General features: G+C 67.7%; 17 protein-coding genes. 9 read left to right on the forward strand and 8 right to left on the reverse strand.

The annotated features are described in order from the left end of the window. Nucleotides 1-10: 10 nt before the first annotated feature. Both dnaN and dnaA read right to left on the reverse strand, forming a co-directional pair. Complete coding sequence (gene dnaN / locus ASG69_RS04795; protein WP_027505942.1) at nt 11-1195, reverse strand: DNA polymerase III subunit beta; 1185 nt, start codon at nt 1193-1195, stop codon at nt 11-13. Nucleotides 1196-1693: 498 nt separating this feature from the next. Beyond that, complete coding sequence (dnaA, locus tag ASG69_RS04800; protein WP_027505943.1) at nt 1694-3256, reverse strand: chromosomal replication initiator protein DnaA; 1563 nt, start codon at nt 3254-3256, stop codon at nt 1694-1696. Nucleotides 3257-3805: 549 nt separating this feature from the next. Here dnaA and rpmH point away from each other — a divergent pair. From rpmH to ASG69_RS04845, 9 genes are all read left to right on the forward strand, one after another. After that, nucleotides 3806-3949, forward strand: a complete 144-nt coding sequence (gene rpmH, locus ASG69_RS04805) for a 50S ribosomal protein L34 (RefSeq protein WP_027505944.1) — start codon at nt 3806-3808, stop codon at nt 3947-3949. 24 nt (nt 3950-3973) lie between these two features. Continuing rightward, on the forward strand, nt 3974-4396 hold the full coding sequence (rnpA, locus tag ASG69_RS04810; protein ID WP_051613399.1) for a ribonuclease P protein component: 423 nt from the start codon (nt 3974-3976) through the stop codon (nt 4394-4396). Between the two features lie 65 nt (nt 4397-4461). Further along, a complete protein-coding gene (gene yidD, locus ASG69_RS04815; protein ID WP_374197732.1) occupies nt 4462-4785 on the forward strand; it encodes a membrane protein insertion efficiency factor YidD in 324 nt (107 codons plus the stop codon). Between the two features lie 4 nt (nt 4786-4789). Continuing rightward, on the forward strand, nt 4790-5893 hold the full coding sequence (yidC, locus tag ASG69_RS04820; RefSeq protein ID WP_027505946.1) for a membrane protein insertase YidC: 1104 nt from the start codon (nt 4790-4792) through the stop codon (nt 5891-5893). A 71-nt stretch (nt 5894-5964) separates the two neighbouring features. Next, on the forward strand, nt 5965-6570 hold the full coding sequence (locus ASG69_RS04825; RefSeq protein WP_081821301.1) for a Jag family protein: 606 nt from the start codon (nt 5965-5967) through the stop codon (nt 6568-6570). A gap of 187 nt (nt 6571-6757) precedes the next feature. Next, nucleotides 6758-7462, forward strand: a complete 705-nt coding sequence (gene rsmG / locus ASG69_RS04830; RefSeq protein ID WP_056440841.1) for a 16S rRNA (guanine(527)-N(7))-methyltransferase RsmG — start codon at nt 6758-6760, stop codon at nt 7460-7462. 37 nt (nt 7463-7499) lie between these two features. Next, a complete protein-coding gene (locus ASG69_RS04835; protein WP_056440844.1) occupies nt 7500-8495 on the forward strand; it encodes a ParA family protein in 996 nt (331 codons plus the stop codon). Further along, nucleotides 8492-9484 (forward strand): ParB/RepB/Spo0J family partition protein, encoded by a 993-nt coding sequence (locus tag ASG69_RS04840; RefSeq protein WP_056440847.1) that lies wholly within the window; start codon nt 8492-8494, stop codon nt 9482-9484. Before ASG69_RS04835 ends, ASG69_RS04840 begins: the two co-directional genes overlap by 4 nt. Nucleotides 9485-9696: 212 nt before the next feature. Beyond that, nucleotides 9697-10407, forward strand: a complete 711-nt coding sequence (locus ASG69_RS04845; protein ID WP_056440849.1) for a hypothetical protein — start codon at nt 9697-9699, stop codon at nt 10405-10407. A 30-nt stretch (nt 10408-10437) separates the two neighbouring features. Here ASG69_RS04845 and ASG69_RS04850 read toward each other — a convergent pair whose 3' ends face one another. From ASG69_RS04850 to murJ, 6 genes are all read right to left on the reverse strand, one after another. Further along, nucleotides 10438-11622 carry an N-acetylmuramoyl-L-alanine amidase gene (locus ASG69_RS04850; RefSeq protein WP_027505952.1) on the reverse strand — a complete coding sequence of 395 codons (1185 nt, stop codon included), beginning with the start codon at nt 11620-11622 and terminating at the stop codon, nt 10438-10440. Nucleotides 11623-11809: 187 nt separating this feature from the next. Beyond that, the gene (gene trxA / locus ASG69_RS04855) at nt 11810-12142 is read right to left on the reverse strand and encodes a thioredoxin (protein ID WP_027505953.1); all 333 of its coding nucleotides are present in this window, start codon (nt 12140-12142) and stop codon (nt 11810-11812) included. A gap of 45 nt (nt 12143-12187) precedes the next feature. Then, nucleotides 12188-13177, reverse strand: coding sequence for a thioredoxin-disulfide reductase (gene trxB, locus ASG69_RS04860; protein ID WP_056440853.1), 990 nt, complete (start codon nt 13175-13177; stop codon nt 12188-12190). Nucleotides 13178-13311: 134 nt separating this feature from the next. Further along, nucleotides 13312-13989 carry a hypothetical protein gene (locus ASG69_RS04865; RefSeq protein WP_056440855.1) on the reverse strand — a complete coding sequence of 226 codons (678 nt, stop codon included), beginning with the start codon at nt 13987-13989 and terminating at the stop codon, nt 13312-13314. Nucleotides 13990-14049: 60 nt separating this feature from the next. Then, nucleotides 14050-14628 (reverse strand): RNA polymerase sigma factor SigM, encoded by a 579-nt coding sequence (gene sigM, locus ASG69_RS04870; RefSeq protein WP_056440861.1) that lies wholly within the window; start codon nt 14626-14628, stop codon nt 14050-14052. A gap of 76 nt (nt 14629-14704) precedes the next feature. Then, entirely contained in the window at nt 14705-18526 is a 3822-nt protein-coding gene (murJ, locus tag ASG69_RS04875) for a murein biosynthesis integral membrane protein MurJ (RefSeq protein ID WP_442971094.1), read from the reverse strand. Between the last annotated feature and the right edge of the window lie 58 nt (nt 18527-18584).

Genomic DNA, 18584 nt, shown 5'->3' on the forward strand with positions numbered 1-18584 from the left:
CGCGAGCGACTCAGCCCGGAAGGCGTACCGGCATGAGCAGGTACGTGTACGCACTCTTCGGTGCGCTGAACGTTCCGGTCTCGTCCGGCTCGAGCTCGTCCTCACCCGCCGGGCGCAGCACTGCGGGCCGGCTCGGTGTGGTGAACCCGAAGGACACCCGCTCGGAGTGCAGCGAGTTGAGACCGTCGATGAGATACCCGGGATTGAACGCGATCACCAGGGGCTCGCCCTGGAAGTTCGCCTCGATCGACTCCTCGGCCCGGCCTGCATCGTCGCCGCCGGCGGACAGAGTGACCGTGTCGGCCGAGAACTCGAGGCGGACCTGCGCCCCACGCTCGGCGAGCAGAGCGACACGCTTGATGGCCTCGAGGAGGGGAGCGATGGGCACGCTGGCGACCGCGGTGTGCTCGGACGGCAGCAACTGCCGGAACTTCGGGAACTCTGCGTCGAGCAGACGGGTGGTGGTGCGGCGGCCGTCGCTGACGATGCCCAGGAGGCCGTCGTTGCCGATGTGCGATGCGGAGCCCAGAGCGAGCTCGACGCCCGATTCCGCGCCGCCACCAATGCTTTTCGCGGACTCGGACAGGGTCTTGGCGGGGATGAGGACCGCGGCGGCCGTGCCGGGTGCGGCCGGAGTCCAGTCGAGTTCGCGCACGGCGAGACGGAACCGGTCGGTAGCGGCGAGCACCACGGAGTCGCCGTCGATCTCCATGCGGATACCGGTGAGCATCGGGAGCGTGTCGTCACGGCCCGCGGCGATGGCCACCTGGCTGATGGCCTCGGCGAACACGTCGACCGGGACGGTGCCCGTCTGCGACGGCAGTTCGGGGAGTTGCGGGTAGTCCTCCACCGGCATCGTGGGAAGAGAGAACTTGGCACTGCCGCACGTGATGAGCACCTTGGTCCCGTCGACCGAGACGTCGACCGGCTTGTTCGGCAGCGAGCGCGTGATGTCGGCGAGCAGCTTGCCCGACACGAGCACCTGGCCTCCGCCGGCGACCTCCACGGGAACGCGTACCTGGGCCGACACCTCGTAGTCGAAGCCGGAGACCGTCAGTCCGGAGTCGTCGACCGACAGCAGCACACCGCCGAGGACGGGAACCGCGGGACGGGACGGGAGCGATCGCGCCACCCAGGCCACCGAATCGGAGAAATCTTCTCGAGCAACTCGAAACTTCACACTGCCAAGCTCCATCGCCCGGTTGATCCTCTCGCTGACCTGCTCCACACGAGTCGGTGGGCAAACCACACCGTATGCCCTCGAGCGCGTGCTGAAAAGTCGGGGTTCGTCTCGATCCGAGGCCTCGGAGGCGGCTGTGAATGGATCCGTCCCCACCCTGTTTTCAAAGAGATGTTCCTAGGAAGAAATACAAGCAGTAGTCATAGGTCCTGTGGAATCTGTGGACCGACCCTGTCCGGTGCTGGTGGCACGGCGTGGCGGCTCGAGGATGAACCCGGGCATCACGACGGGCTCGGTGCGGGTCACATGTGGACGGACGGTGGACTCGGTGCGAACTACAGATTTCATCCCCGGGGTATCCACGTTATTCACACAGTTGTCCACAGGTGTGTATCGAGCAGAATCGGCCCGGATCCCGGCCGAACTCGTCTCCGTTCGGGGCTCCGTATCGACGAGAACGGCCGCCCGCATCGCCGCGGGGGCGAGTCGAACGGCCGTGGACACTCGGAGGGGTCAGCGCTTGGAGCGCTGCTTCACGCGAGCGGTGAGCTCCTGCACCTGGTTGTACGTACGGTGCCGCTCGGCCATCTCCTTGCGGATCTTCTTGTCGGCGTACATGACGGTGGTGTGGTCACGGCCGAACGTCTGACCGATCTTGGGCAGCGACAGATCGGTCAGCTCGCGGCACAGATACATCGCGATCTGTCGCGCCTGCGCCAGCGCGCGGGCCTTGCCGGGGCCGCACAGTTCCTCGATCGAGGTGTCGAAGTACTCCGCGGTGACGGCCATGATCGTCGCCGCCGTGATCTCCAGTCCCGTCGAGTCCGGCATCAGATCTCGGAGAACAGCCTCGGCGAGCGCGGTGTCCAGGTTGTGCCCGTTGAGCGACGCGAAGGCCGTGACTCGGATGAGCGCGCCCTCGAGCTCACGGATGTTCCGCTCGATCCGGCTCGCGATGAGTTCGAGCACCTCGTGGGGCACGTCGAGGCGGTCCATCTGCGCCTTCTTGCTCAGGATCGCGATACGCGTCTCGAGCTCGGGCGGTTGCACGTCGGTGATGAGGCCCCACTCGAAGCGGGTGCGCAGTCGTTCCTCGAGGGTCGCGAGCTGCTTGGGCGGCCGATCGGAGGAGACCACGATCTGTTTGTTCGCGTTGTGCAGCGTGTTGAAGGTGTGGAAGAACTCCTCCTGGATACCTTCCTTGCCCTCGATGAACTGGATGTCGTCGACCAGCAGGACGTCCGTCTCGCGGTAGCGGCGCTTGAACGCCACCTTGCGGTCGTCTCGAAGGCTGTTGATGAAGTCGTTCGTGAACTCCTCGGTGGACACGTACTTCACACGCATGCCGGGAAACAGACGTTGGGCGTAGTGGCCGGCGGCGTGCAGCAGGTGCGTCTTCCCCAGTCCGGACGCACCCCAGACGAACAGCGGGTTGTACGCCCGCGCCGGAGCCTCCGCGATGGCGACGGCGGCCGCGTGGGCGAACCGGTTGGAGGCGCCGATGACGAAGGTGTCGAACGTGTACTTCGCGTTGAGGCTGGTGCTGCCCGTCGGAGTGGACGTCGAGCGCGGCGGCACCGTGTACGAGGTGGGCCACGAGTTCTGGACGCTGGTCAGAGCGTCCCGGTCGTCGTCGACCTCCTCGTGATCGCCGTAGTCACTGCTCTCGGAGTCGGACGGCTCGCCCGCGGTGGACTCGGTGAGCAGGCGTCGGCGATACACGGGTGCACTGTGTGCGGTGTCGGGGCGACGTTCGGTGTCGACGGGCGTGGGAACGTCCGAGAGGTCGGCGTCGGCTCCGGGCGCCAGCCGGACACCGAGTCCCTCGACCGGGCGGTCGAGGTGGCGACCGAGGGCCGCGAGGATGGGTTCACGCAGACCGCGCTCGACCGCCTCCTGCGCGATCGGCGACGGAACCGAGAGCAGAGCGAAACCTTGCGCCAGAGTGATGGGGCGGACGAGAGCGAGCCACGCCTTCTGGGCGCGAGACAGGGAGGACCCCGAATTCGACTCCGCCGTGAGCTCGGCGACGACGCTCGGCCATACAGCGGCCAAGACGTCCGGATCGTCCTCCACGGTGCCTCCCCAGGGCCGTGGCGTGACCGCGGCCGTCGATGATGCTGCGGTGCCTCGAGGGCCCCGCCGACGACACGAATATGCCACCCGACCTGTGTTTCCACATAATTATCCACAGCTGTGGACAAACGACACCGGTGTAGCTCGACGGCATCTCGCACGGAGACGGCCCGGAGCAGCGGCGTTCTGACCTGCGGCGATGCAGAGCCTTGGTGAGAGATCCCCACCGACGGGGCGAGACGTCGTCACCCGCACAGCGAAGTTAGCAGGCTCGTCGGTGCACAACAAGACGAACGGTCCTCTCCTGCCTCCGCGAGGTCGTCGTCGTGGTCGAGGCGTGTCATCGTGACAGGAGCACCGTCCCCGGGGTAGCGCGGTTTGACCTCGTTCGACGCCGTCAGTACCCTCGAACGGTCACCCGCGACATGCGTGGATCGGTCCTGCCGTTCTCCTGCGCGAGTGGCCACCGAACTCGAGTTCGCCGAACTCGCGACCATCAGCACACCACCGGCAGTCCTCGGGACTGCCGATATCTCGAGGAGTACCACCGTGGCCAAGGGCAAGCGGACGTTCCAGCCGAACAACCGTCGTCGTGCACGCGTGCACGGTTTCCGTCTGCGCATGCGCACGCGTGCCGGTCGCGCGATCGTGTCGGCTCGTCGCGGCAAGGGCCGCGCGTCGCTGACCGCCTGATTTCCCGGTAACCGGAACGCTCGGGTGTTACCTGAGCAGCATCGGCTGCACCAGTCGTCGGATTTCCAGGCGACGGTGCGCCGCGGCCGCCGTACAGGACGCCACGACATCGTCGTGCACCTGAGGTTCCGGGGGGACGAGAACGCTCTCGTCTCTTCCGGACACCCGCGTTTCGGGCTCGTGGTCAGTAAAGCAGTGGGGCCGGCGGTGACTCGACACAGAGTCGCACGCCGGCTTCGTCATATCTGCAGCTCGATGCTTCCTCTCGTCGAGTCGGATGTCGACGTGGTCGTGCGGGCACTGCCCGGAGCAGCGACCGCGGCGTCCTCCGAACTCGAACGCCAGCTGGCGTCGGGTCTGCGACGACTCGGAGCGATGCGCGCGATGAACTCCTCTCACCCGGTTCCCGCCGAGCGCCCCCGCGCCCTCGGCCGGTCCGAGACGTGATGACGGAGTCCGCGAATCCGGTCCCGGTCGAGCCTGCGTCCGACCGGAGCCTCCTGCGTTGGCTGATGTCTCTACCGGCCCGATCGGTCATCCTCCTCATCGAGGGGTACCGGTCCTACATCTCCCCTCTTCGCCTTCCGACGTGTCGATTCACGCCGACGTGCAGTGAGTACGCCGTGGAGGCGCTCCGCACCCGTGGGTTCGTCGTCGGTGCCGTTCTGGCGGTCGTCCGCCTCCTGAAGTGCGCGCCCTGGCACCCTGGTGGGTGGGATCCCGTTCCACCCCCGCGTCGTCTCCGGGGTGGTGCCGACGCGGTGCCCACCGACACCGACCACGCTTGCCCGCAGTCTCGTGACCCCGTGAGGGTGAATCAACAGAGGAGTACATAGAGCAGTGCTCGACTTCATCTACTACCCGGTATCCGGAATTCTCTGGGTCTGGCACAAAGTGTTCGGCGCCGTGCTCGGCGCGGACAGCGGTTTCGCCTGGGCGCTGTCCGTGGTGTTCCTCGTCTTCACACTGCGTCTGATCCTCTACAAGCCCTTCGTCAAGCAGGTGCGGACGACGCGCCAGATGCAGGAACTTCAGCCGCAGATCAAGGCTCTGCAGAAGAAGTACGGCAAGGACCGTCAAAAGCTGGCCGTGGAGATGCAGAAGCTCCAGAAGGAGCACGGCTTCAACCCGATCATGGGTTGCCTCCCCGTGCTCGCACAGGCGCCGGTGTTCATCGGCCTGTTCCACGTGCTCCGGTCGTTCAACCGCACCGGCACCGGAATCGGGCAGCTGGGTCTGAGCCCGGAGGTCAACGCCGAGACTCCGAACTACTTCTTCAGCGTCGAGGACGTCCAGTCCTTCCTGTCGGCACGTCTGTTCGGTGCGCCCATCTCGGCGGCCATCACGTCACCCGAGTCGCAGCTGCGCGCGTTCGAGCCGTTCGGCGGCATCCCGTCGATCGGTCCGATCCTCGCCGTCTCGATCCCGCTGATGATCATCGCCAGCATCGCGACCCACCTGAACTCGCGCGCGTCGGTGGCGCGTCAGAGCGAGGCAGCTGCGGCCAACCCGCAGTCCGCGATCATGAACAAGCTCGCCCTGTACGTGTTCCCGCTCGGCGTGCTCGTCGGTGGCCCGTTCCTCCCCGTGGCCATCCTCCTGTACTGGGTGAGCAACAACGTGTGGACCTACGCGCAGCAGCACCTCGTCTTCGGTCGCATCGACAAGGAAGAGGCGGCGAAGAAGGAAGCCGCTCTGGAGCGCCGGAACGAGAACGCTCCGAAGCCCGGTGCGCGCCCTGACGCTCTGAAGAAGAAGCCGGCACCGGGAGCCAAGCCCACCCGCGCCGTCGCGGCAGAATCGACCACGGACACCGGCAGTGACACGGCATCATCGGAGTCGAACCCGACACCGGGCACCGCGGCCACCAACGGCGCCACCACTCCTCGGAAGAAGAAGACTCCTCCCGGCAAGGTGCGACCCAAGCAGCAGAAGCGCCGCTGATCCGGCCGTCGTGACCCTGCCGGTCCGCCCGCGGACCAGAACCACGTGAAGTGATACGAGTGCGAACGGAAATGGACGACAACGTGACCATCGATTCGAAGACGGACGAGCAGAGCACACCCGAGGTCGAGGCCTCGGCAGACGACACCGTGGTGGCCGCTGCTCCCGTGACCCCGGAATCAGACACAGAGGCGGACGAGCCCGAGGGTGACGCCGAGGACTACCTCGTCGAAGAGGGCGAGATCGCGGGCGACTACCTGGAGCAGTTGCTCGACGTCCTCGACTTCGACGGCGACATCGACCTCGACGTGGAGGGTGACCGTGCAGTCGTCAGCATCGACGGCGGCAAGGATCTCAACAAGCTGGTCGGTCGCAAGGGTGAGGTACTCGACGCACTGCAGGAACTGACGCGTCTCGCTGTGCAGCAGTCGACGGGCGACCGCAGCAAGCTGATGCTCGATGTGGCCGGATGGCGTGCGGGCCGCCGCGAGGAGTTGACGCGACTGGGAACCGAGGCCGCTGAGCGCGTCGCGGCGTCCGGTGACAGCGAACCTCTGGAGCCGATGACCCCGTTCGAGCGCAAGATCGTGCACGACGCTGTGGCGACGATCGCCGGTGTGACGAGTGAGAGTGACGGCGTCGAGCCGAATCGACACGTGGTCGTCGTCAAGGAGTGATCTGACGACGGAGTCGACAAGGGGCGCGGTCCACGGACCGCGCCCCTTTCTCGTGCCCGGGGTCGGACGACGTCTCGGCGGGTGAGGAATGTCTGCGGTCGTCACTAGACTGCCTCCAGCGCGTGGCGCCCGGCGTCAGCAGAATTACACGAGTGTGGTTCACGACCACTCAGGACGACGCGAGAGGATGTTTCACGTGGAACATGAGGAAGAGTCCGCGACTCCAGCGTGGGTCGACGATGCCATCGTTCGAGTGTTCGGTGACCGTGCCGACACGGCTCGGGCGTACTACGACTCCCTGAAGGGTGACGGTGTCGTCAGAGGATTGATCGGTCCGCGCGAGGTCCCTCGGCTGTGGGAGCGTCATCTCCTGAATTGCGCCGTGATCGGAGAGCTCATGCCCGAGGGCGCCAGCGTGGTCGACGTCGGCAGTGGTGCCGGGCTGCCAGGGATCCCTCTCGCGATCGCTCGACCGGATCTGTCCGTGTTCCTCGTCGAGCCGCTCCTACGGCGCACGGTGTATCTCGCAGAGATCGTGGAGCAACTCGGTCTCGACGTGACGGTGGTGCGCGGACGAGCCGAGCAGCCGGGCGTCATCAAAGAAGCCGGCGGTTGTGACATCGTCACGTCGCGTGCGGTTGCCCCGTTGGAGAAGTTGGCGCGCTGGTCCCTGCCCCTCGTGCACGAGGGCGGCGTGATGCTCGCCTTGAAGGGCAGCACGGCGCAGGAGGAGATCGATCGCGACTCCGGGACGCTCACGCGGATAGGCGCGAAGAACTTCCAGGTGTTGCAGTGTGGTGAGGGCGTCGTTCCCACACCGACTATCGTTGTACGCGCGGAGCGCGCTGTGCGTGGTAACCGCGTCCCCAAGTTCTCCGCCGGCTCACGCTGACGTCTGCGTGGATCGATCGTTGTCGAAGGAGCAAGTCATGTCGGGTGAATCCGAAGCCGCTGTTTCACGTGAAACACCCGCCGTCGACGTTTCACGTGAAACACGATCGGCATCGGAGTCCTACGGCTACCCCCCCATCACGTCGGACGACACCCCCATCGGTGCGGCGGCGCAGCGCGCGAGCCAGGTTCTGCACAAGAGCGGCGTCGCTCTGCCGCGACCCCCGGTTCGGAGAGTGCTGACGATCGCCAACCAGAAGGGCGGCGTCGGCAAGACGACGACGGCGGTGAACATCGCCGCGGCACTCGCCGTGCAAGGACTGTCTGTTCTGGTCGTCGATCTGGATCCCCAGGGCAATGCGTCCACGGCTCTCGGCGCCGTCCACACGTCGGGCACCCCGTCCAGCTACGAGCTGCTCCTCGGTGAGATCACCGCCGTGGAGGCCATTCAACGCAGCCCGAAGAACGATCGCCTGATGTGCATCCCGGCGACGATCGATCTGGCAGGCGCCGAGATCGAGCTGGTCTCCATGGTGGCTCGCGAAGGTCGACTCAAGACCGCGTTGTCCAGCGCGGCGCTCGACGATCTGCAGATCGACTTCGTCCTCATCGACTGCCCGCCGTCGCTCGGACTCCTGACCGTCAACGCGATGGTCGCGGCAACGGAGGTGCTCATCCCCATCCAGTGCGAGTACTACGCACTGGAAGGCGTCGGTCAGCTGCTGCGCAACATCGAGTTGGTCCAGGCGCACCTCAATCCGCGTCTGCACGTGTCCACCGTGATCCTCACGATGTACGACGGCCGAACCAAGCTCGCCGACCAGGTGGCCGACGAGGTGCGCAAGCACTTCGGTGATGCCGTACTCAAGTCGGTGATTCCTCGCAGCGTGAAGGTCTCCGAAGCTCCCGGATACGGAATGACCGTCTTGGACTACGACCCGGGTTCACGTGGCGCCATGTCCTATCTCGACGCGGGGCGTGAGATGGCAGCGCGGAGCGCGAGCATGAACGCAGCAACGGAGGGAACGGCATGAGTTCGACCAAGAAGGGCGGTCTCGGCCGCGGTCTGGCGGCTCTCATACCGACATCCCCCGGTCAGAGTTCCGGCCTGGGATCGGCGGCCGCGGACGTCGTCATCGGTGGCGAGTCCCGCACGGCGACGGCTCCGTCCCCCACTCCGCCGTCCATCGAGGAGGACGACCTCTCGCCCGCCGGCGCGGTCTATCGGGAGATCGCACCCAGCAAGATCGAACCGAATCCGAAGCAGCCGCGCTCGGTGTTCGAGCAGGAAGCGCTCGACGAACTGGTGCACTCGATCCGCGAGTTCGGCCTCATGCAGCCGATCGTGGTCCGCCAGATCGGCGACGATCGCTACCAGTTGGTCATGGGTGAGCGCCGATGGCGGGCGAGCCAGGAAGCCGGACTCGACGCGATTCCGGCGATCGTGCGCGAGACAGCCGACGACACGCTCCTCCGCGACGCGCTCCTCGAGAACATTCATCGGGTCCAGCTGAACCCACTCGAAGAGGCGGCTGCGTACCAGCAGCTCCTCGAGGAGTTCGACGTGACGCACGATCAGCTCGCTGCGCGGCTGGGTCGATCACGCCCCGTCATCACGAACATGATCAGGCTTCTACGGCTCCCCATTCCCGTACAGAGGCGCGTGGCGGCGGGCGTTCTGTCCGCCGGTCACGCTCGAGCACTGTTGTCGCTCGAGGCGGGCGCCGCGGCACAGGAGGAGTTGGCGGCACGCATCGTGGCCGAGGGCATGTCGGTGCGAGCCACCGAAGAGGCGGTGACTCTCGCGAATCGGGAGTACCCGGCTGCGCCGGCCCCGGCTCCGAAACGCAAGCCGATCCAGATGCCGGGTCTGCAGGACGTCGCGGAGCGGCTCTCCGAATCGTTCGACACCCGTGTCACCGTGAGCCTCGGCAAGCGTAAAGGCAAGATCGTGGTCGAGTTCGGCTCCGTGGACGACCTTCAGCGCATCGTGGAGATGATGGAACGCCAGAAGTCGTCGTGACCGCGTCGATCGCGGGTACGGCCACCCACGCTCTTTTCGTCACTGTGACGTAACTTCGCCATCGAAACCGAAAGTCAGTGCACTGCTTCGACTTTCGTCTGGCAGGCGACGTGGTGTCCTCGGGAGAGGCCTATCGCTTATCCTGAAGGGGCACACACAGTCGCGGAGGCTCGTCGCCGCCGCGAGTCGGGGTACGGAGGCTGAGTCAACGCGTGTCGATCGTCGTCTCCACACTCACCCTCGGCGGATTCGATGCGCTGCCGGCACACGACCGCCAGTGCGTCTTCTGGACCATGGATCCCGCGGCCCCCTCCACGGCGACTCTCGTCGACACCGAATTCGAGAAGGAAGCGTGGCTGTCGATGGTCATGCTCGAGTGGGGTCCGTGCGGACAGGTCGCCACCGATGTCGCGGGCGCCGATGTACCGGCGTCCTCCGACTCGGTGGGGTGCGCTCTGTACGCACCTCCCGGCGCCGTGCCCCGAGTCGCGCACTTCCCCACCGCACCGGTCAGTCCGGATGCAGTCCTGTTGACGTCGCTCTACTCACCGCTGTCCGCGGAGGACGGTGACGGAATTCGGGACACGCTCCTGCACGCAGTGGTGCGCGATCTCGTCAACCGTGGTGTGCGAGCTCTCGAGGCGTTCGGAGTCCGGCTCGAGGATTCCGAGGTCGACGAACGCCGGTCCCTCATCGACACCCCGCCGTGCGGGGAGGCGACCTGCATGATCGACGCCGACTTCCTCGAGAAGTACGGCTTCGAGGTCGTGGCTCCGCATCACCGGTTCCCGCGGCTCCGGTTGGAGCTCGATCGGGACCACGGGTGGAAGGAAGACGTGGAGGCTGCGCTCGAGCGGTTGCTGGAGGCTGCAGCACTCACCGTGGTGGAAGCCGATGCTCGCGTGCCCGTCGGGGCTCGCTGAGCGACGTCCGGCCGGCCGGACGGAGGAGTGTCAGGCACCCTCGGCGACAGACAGCTCGTAGGCGAGCAGCTCGGCGAAGGTGAACGTTCCCGTCGGCTGATCGTCCTGGCCGAGGAGATACAGGCGCTTCACCGCGACGAGCACGGCCTCCGCGATGATGTCGCGCATCCGCGGATCGGCGAGTACTTCGACGTCCTCGTGGCTGGTGAGGTAACCCAGCTCGAGCTGCACGGTCGGCATGTTGGTCAGACGCAGCAGGTCCCACGTGCGACCGTGACTCCGGCAGTCCTGCAACGAGGTCCGTGCCACGATCTCACGCTGGATGTAGCTGGTGAGCACCTGACCGATGAGCGACGCGGAGCCGTGTGAATTGCCGAAGTGGAAGCTGGCCACACCGTGCGCCACCGGCGACGGGTAGCTGCTGCAGCGCAGCGAGATCATGAGGTCGGCGCCGATACCGTTGGCGGTCTCGGCACGCTCAGCCGTGCTGGGATCCGCGGACCGGGCACGCGACAGGTACGTCTCCATACCGGTCGCCGCCATGCGCCCCTCGAGCCGTCCGGCGAGATCCCACAGGATCGCCTCCTCGGTCAGCGGACCGTCGGGGGTCTGGACGACCATGCCGGAGTTCACGCCACCCAGTCCCGGGTCGATCACGATGCGCTTGCCCGTCAGCTGCGGTCCCGACCGACGGACGAGCTCCTCCTCGGAGATCGCGTGCGGCGATCCGCCGGTGACCCTGGTGCCGAGCAGGTCGAGGGCACGCAGGGTGGCGGGTCCACAGATGCCGTCGGGCGACAGTCCGATCTCGCTCTGGAAGGACGACAGACCCTCGTGCGTCTCGCCACCGAAGTAGCCGTCGACCCGTCCGTTGTAGAACCCGAGGTCCTGCAGGCGACGCTGCAGGGTGGCGACGTCGTCGCCGTACAGCGGAGCGGAGAGCTGGTAGATCAGGGTGCGGGCGCCGAGTCGGAAGGATGCCTCCTTCACCGAGCGGTACGTGGCGGTGTCGACCTCGCCGGTGACCAGGAGGCCGCGCTGCTGTTGGAACGCGCGGACGGCCTCGTCGAGAGCGGCGTCGAACAGGACGTCCGGCTCCGCCCAGGCAGTGTCGCCGTCCACCGCGGCCGAGGGAGGCAGGAAGCCGAGACCCGAGAGGATGTCCCGGACCTCCGCGACGGCTGGACCTCGATCGCCGTGGCGGAGTGGCTTCATACTGTCGTCGACCCTTCTTCGTGACCGGTCGCAACGGCGACCGGCGGTACACGTCCCCGGTGGGTGTTCCTGATGGACGATTGTCTCAGAAGATCATGCTCCTCCCACAATCGTCCCGGCCGCAGAACGCACACACGCCCGGCGTGTCATGGACAGGCCGGGCGTGTGGTGGTGCGGGAATGTCAGGTCAGGCGAGGACGCCGTCCAGGTCGCGCAGCAGCGCGGCCTTACCCTTGGCTCCGACGATGGTCTTCACGGGCTCACCGTTCTGGAACAGGATCATGGTGGGGATGGACATCACCTTGAAGTCACGCGCTGCCTGCGGATTCGCGTCGATGTCGAGCTTGGCGACGGTGATCTTGTCCGCGTGCTCTCCGGCGATCTCCTCGAGCACCGGTGCGACCATCTTGCACGGTCCGCACCACGTCGCCCAGAAGTCGACCAGGACGGGCTTCTCGCTCTGCAGGACCTCGGTGGCGAAGGTGTCGTCACTGATGGTGACGGTGTTCTTGTCGGTCATGTTCTCGTGCCTCTCGTGTGCCGGACGTAGCGGAATGGACGGTGCTCAGACACTCACGACGTCGACGTCGCGGTCGGCGTTCTCGAGCGTGTTCTCGGTGATGTCGCCCTGGTCGGCGAGCCAGCGCTCGGCGTCGATGGACGCGGCGCAGCCGGTACCGGCCGCGGTGATGGCCTGCTGGTAGACGTGATCCACCAGGTCGCCGGCCGCGAAGACACCGTCGATGGAGGTGGACGTGGTGGGCGCCTGAACCACCACGTAGCCCGCGTCGTCGAGCTCGACCTGTCCGCGGACGAGCTCGGAGCGGGGGTCGTGGCCGATGGCGACGAACACGCCGGTGACATCGAGGACGCGCTCCTCACCGGATCCCGTGTCACGGATCTTCAGACCCGTCACGCCGGACTCACCCTGCACCTCGACGACGTCGGCGTTGGTGACGAACGTGATCTTCTCGTTCTCCTTGGCGCGCTCGAGCATGATGCGCGACGCACGGAACTCCTCGCGGCGGTGCACGATGGTGACCGAGCGCGCGAAACGGGTGAGGAAGGTGGCCTCCTCCATGGCGGAGTCGCCACCACCGATGACGGCGATGTCCTGGTCGCGGAAGAAGAAGCCGTCGCATGTCGCACACGCGGAGACGCCGCGGCCGAGCAGCGTCTGCTCTCCGGGAACACCGAGGTAGCGTGCGGCGGCACCCATGGCCAGGATGATCGCGCGGGCACGGTACTCGGTGCCGTCGACGGTCACGGTCTTGACGTCACCGGTCAGTGACAGCTCCTCGACGTCCTCGGTGCGGATGTCGGCGCCGAAACGCATGGCCTGCTCGCGCATCTGCTCCATGAGGTCGGGACCCATGATGCCGTCACGGAAGCCGGGGAAGTTCTCCACCTCGGTCGTGGTCATCAGCGCGCCGCCGAACTGGGTGCCCTCGAACACCAGGGGCTTCAGCTCCGCGCGAGCGGCGTACACCGCAGCGGTGTAGCCGGCGGGACCGGACCCGACGATGATCAGGTCGTGGATGTCCGAAGTAGTCATCTTCGCCTTCCGAGATCGTGTGTGGAACCAGGGTCGGCGCTCCAGCGCTCGCCCTCTGATGCCCTCAACACTAGGTCAGGAGACGTTGTTCCCTCACTCGAGGCAGGCGGCCCGAGGCGACGGCACCGGGCGTGTCAGCCGATCTCCGCGCGCGAGACCGTGTCCGGATCGTCCGGACCGCAGGAGTCGCCCACAGCGACCGCGACGAGCGAACCGGGCGTGGTCCCGGCCGTGACGAGAAGGGTCGCCTCGATGCCGTCCAGGGTGACCGGGCCGGATCCGACCACCGTGGCCGACGCCGGGATGCCGTTGGCCTCGAGGCAACCGGCCAGCACGGCGGCATCGACGAAGCGGCCTCGATCGACCGACCCGACGACGGACAATACCGTGCGGTCGTCGAGTGGCCGGGCCGAGGCGATCACCTGATCACCGCCCCCGACCGTCTCGATGGACGCGAGTGCCAGGCCGGCACCGGCCCCCACCAGCGCGACGATCGCCGCGGCCGCCGCGATGATCGGGATCCGGGTGCGTCGGCCCGAGCGTCGTGCCGCCAACTCGTCCCGCGGTACTCCGGTGAGTGCGCCGTGCAGTCGCGCGGCGACGTCGGGCGGCATCGTGACACCGGCGGTGAGATCGGCGCCCCGTGCGCGCACCATGTCGACGACGGCGTCCAGGTCGGCCAGACGGGCCGCTGCCTCGGGATCGGTCTCGACGCGCTCGCGGATGCGGGCGGCCTCGTCCTCCGGGAGCAGGCCCGCGTGCAGGTCGGCGAGGAGGTCGGGAGTGAGGGGAGCGCGGTCGGTCACGGACACGTCACCGCCTCGTCTGTCGCCATGACAGATTGGACGCCCGCGGCGGGTCCCCGGTTCCCCTCACTCGTCCGAGTTCTGCACACGGACGGAGGCGAGGACGACGGCGAGCTTCTGACGGCCCCGGGCGCAACGGCTCTTGATCGTGCCGACGGGAACCCCGAGCGCCGCGGCGGCATCGGCGACGGAGTACCCCTCCATGTCGACGGCGACGATCGCGGCGCGCTGGTCGGGAGGGAGTGAGAACAGTGCCTTCTCGACGACGAGGGAGAGATCGACGTCGGCGTAGCGGTCGAAGGGATCACGTGGCTCGCGGGTCTCCTCCCCGAGCGGCACGGTGGGTCGGACGCGATTGCGGCGGATGCGGTCGAGGCACGCGTTGACGACGATCCGGTGCAGCCAACTGCGGACGGCGGCGTCCGCACGGAACGAGGCGGCGGTGCGGTGCGCGGACAGCAGCGCCTCCTGGAGGGAGTCCGCCGCGTCCTCCGCGGAGTAGCTGGCCCTCCGTGCCGTGAGCCAGAGATGGTCCTGGTGGCGTCGTACGAGCACGGCGAAAGCCGTCGCGTCCCCCGCGATGTGCGCCGCGAGCAGCTCGCCGTCCGTGGCCTCACCACCCGCGACTCCCCCGATTTGTCGCACCCGCGGAGGCTAGCCCAGAAACGAACCGTCCGAGCTGGTCACGAAATCTGTTGTGACAGCGCACGACACGCGGCGATCAGGATGCTGCGGAGACCCCGATGTCCGCGATGGTGCTCTGGTTGCCGCCACCGGCTGTGCTGAGATCCGTGATCCAGAACAGCACGTACCGGACGGGGCCGTCGGGTGTGACGGCGATGTCGGTGAGGCCGTTGCCGAGCGTCGCGGACCCGATCACCTGGGTCTCGTCCAGGCTGGGTGTCGCGCTGGTGGCCGACCGGATCTCGACGACCGTGCCGGGCGACGGCGAGTTCACGTAGACGCTGGCGGGAGTGGTCTCCTGGTCGAGCGTCGCCATGATGCCGACGCCGGACTTGAGGGACGGGAACGGGTTGAAGTACGAATCCGTCTCCCACACCGTCCCCGCGTCGTTGTCGGCCACGTTGTCGACGGTGCCCGGGTTGTCCGGGGTGCCCTGCGGCGAGAAGACGTCGATGGACGACAGAGCGACGGGCACGGTGGTCGGCGCGGGTGCCGCCTCTCCGGGCGCGGCCGGAGCCGACGCGGACGTCGTGAGCCCGAAGTTCTGCTCGGTGAGAGGTTCGTCGGAACCGCCGCCGGCGAACAGGTTGGCGAGCCACCAGCCGACGAGGCCGAGCACCACGACAGTGAGGACTCCGAGGCCCACCAACGCGGCGACCATGACGTTGGAGCGGTCCGCGGGCGGCTCGTCGTCGGGGTCGGCGAGTGCGTGACCGGTCGATCCGGGCGGCCGCTGACCCAGCCGCAGTGCGGGGATCATCTCGGTTTTCTCGTTGACCACCGCGGCCTGGCCGAGGATGTGCTGCACGGTGGCGGCGGTCCGGATGCCGCTGTTCTGCTCGAGGGCACGCACGGCGACGGCGGAGATCTCGAACGGTACGTCGGGGCGGATCTCGCGGGGCTCGACGGCCGCACCGGACGCCGTGCGATCGGCGATGCGCATCCCGCCGACGGTCGCGGGGCCCGACGGGTCGCCCAGGGGCCACCGCGCGGTGATCAGGGCGTAGAGCATCGCGCCCAGTCCGCGTACGTCGGAGCCGGGATCGGCATCGCCGAAGGTGGCCGGGAACGCGAGAACGGCGTCACCCTTGATGCTGATGCGCACACGGTCCGGGTGGTCGATGGACAGTGCGCCGCCGCCGCGATGGGCGGCCTCGGCCGCAGCGGCCAGCGATTTGATGGCGTTGGCGGCGCCCAGGGGCGACGGTTCCGTGTCGGCCATCTCGCGCAGGGATCGTCCGCGAGTCCACTCCGCGACGACGATGCCGCCCGAGCTGCCGCGGACGACGTCGAGGACGCGGGCGAGACCGGGCGAGTTGATCCGGCCCAGGCGCAGAGTCCGGGACAGCACGGCCTGCGGGCCGTCGGCGCGCTCGGGGGCCTCGCCGGTCGATCGTTGGTCGGCGTCGACGAACGTCAGGGCCACCTCGCGGTCGAGCTTGACGTCGTGGGCCTGCCAGAACTTGAGGCCGCGTGCGCCGCCATGCGGTGCGAGAAGGCGGTATCGCCCGCCGGCGACCGACGCGCCGGGGATGAGCTTCGGTCCGCGCAACGGTGTGCGGGGCGACTCGGCGACGGGGACGGCCGGGGGCAGCGTGGGCGATCCGACCGGCATGACGCCGGTGTCGACGAGTCCGGACTCGGTCTCGTCGGCCGTGCGCTCGGTCTCGGTGACGTCGCCCTGGCCGGACACGTCGGGGCTCGACTCGATCGGATCCGTGGTGGACGCGTCGTGCTGCCGGTCGGTGTCCTCGGACGACCCGGTGGCGGCATCGGAGTCGGCGACGCGACGGTCGTCGGTGGACACGCCACCGGGCTGAGCGGCGTCCTCGGCCTCGGACGGCGTACGCCCCCGTGCACCCTCGTCGTCGGTCACTGACACTCCTTCGTCACTACTGGTCGTGAACGCGCCGGTGTACGCGGGGATGATCGTCGTCTCCGACTCGTCTCCGGTGTACATCGGCGCCCGGGAACCGCCGTGTGCTCGCGGGTCCACTCGCCTGTCAGGGTACGGGAGCCGACCCGCGCCGGTGGCCCGACCGAACCCCTCGGTCGGCCGACCCACCGGGGGCATGTCGGGGCCGCCGATCGCGGGGATCAACTCGGTCTCCGCGTACATCGGATCGGTCCCGACATGCGCTGTCGTCACAGGTCCGGACGTCACGGCCGGGGCGCGGCCGAGGCGACGCGCCACCGCGACGGTGATGGATTCGATTTCCGGGATCCGTGCCCGGTACAGGCACAGACCGGTGATCAGCAGCATGACAGCGCCGTCGAAAGCGACGCGGAGCAGCGCGCCCGGTCCGGTCAGACGGTCGAGCCCGAGGGCCGTGTCGGCCGCGAACACCGCGAGCATGCCGATCGCGGTGGAGATCAGCGTCGCCGCGACCGTGCGCCGGACTCCCGCGAGTCGTAGTTCGCCGAGGCTGCGACGCAGCAGCATCCATCCGATGATCGCCCCGGTGATGTAGCCGAGACCGTTGGCCGCGCCGAGCAACAGGACCACGGATCGATCCGACGTCGCCAGGAACGGCGTCAGGGCGGACAGCGCGATCTTGACGCCGGTGATGCCGAGAACGATCCACGTGGGCGTCCACGCCTGCTCGCGGGCGTAGAAGACCCGCAGGTGGATCAGGACGAGCGAGTAGGGAACGAGGGTGAAGGCCGACCAGCTGACGGCTTCGCCGAGTCGCTCGGCGTCGGCTGCGCCGAAGTTGCCGTAGCCGTACAGAGCCTCACCGACCTGCGGGCCGGCCACGGTGAGGAAGCCGATGACCGGGATGAGCGCGAGCATGGTCATCCGGGTGGCCACCGACAGGTCGTCGACGACGGCCGGGGTGTCCTTAGCGGCGGCGTTGCGGCTCAGCCGGGGCATGATCGCCGTCAGCACCGTCACGCCGAGCACGCCGTACGGCAGCTGCAGCAGGATCCAGGCCTGGTTGTAGATGAGCGGGCCGGCGGGGTCGACGTGCGAGGAGATGCGCGTCGCGAACACCATGCCGGCCTGACTGATGACGACGTAGAGCACGATCGCGACGGCCATGCCGCCGAACTGACGCAGCCTGTCGTCGAGCCCCCACAGCGGGCGCAGATCGATCTTGTTTCGCCGCAGCGCGGGCACCAGACTCAGGGCCTGGACCACGACGCCGAGCGTGATGCCGACGCCCAGCACCAGCAGCTTCGGGTCGCTGATGCGCACCGGATCGAGAGAGATCTCGCCCGGTACGACGAGGTAGATCACCAGGACGGCGAGCACCACCAGGTTGTTGAGCACGGGTGCCCAGGCACCGGGCTTGAAGTTCTGCCGAGTGTTCAGGATCGCCGTGAACAGTGCGGAGAGGCCGTAGAACAGGATCGCGGGCAACAGCAGGAGAAGGAGTGCGGTGGTGAGGCCCGTGTTCACCTGGCCGTCCTCCGACAGGAAGACGTAGCGCGTGAGCAGTGGCGCCGCGGCCGTCGCCAGCACCGCCGCGAGGATCAGCATGGTCAGCGCAGCCGTGAAGAGCCTGCGCACGAAAGCACGGCCGTTGTCGGCGTCCTCGCTCTCCGCCCGCACCAGCACCGGCACGACGATGGCCGTCAGCACGGCACCGAGGACGAGCTCGGCGATCATGTTGGGGATGACACTCGCGACGGTGTACGACGTGGCGACGGTGGTGCCCAGCACCGTCACCAGCAGCAGTTGCTTCGCGAATCCGGTGATGCGGCTGATCAACGTCGCGAACGCGATCGCACCCGTCGCGGAGAGCAGGCGGGAGGAGCTGGAGCCGGACGCCGGCTGCGGTGACGCCGCGGCCGGGGGGATGCGGGTCGGGGCGGCAGGACGGACCGGGGGCGCGACGCTCGTGGGCACCATCATCGGATCCTGAGCCGCGTCGGAGCTGCGCTGCTGCGCCCCATCGGAGCTGCGCTCCCAG

The organism is Rhodococcus sp. Leaf225 (assembly GCF_001426145.1).
In the GTDB taxonomy this organism is placed as follows: Bacteria; Actinomycetota; Actinomycetes; order Mycobacteriales; family Mycobacteriaceae; genus Rhodococcoides.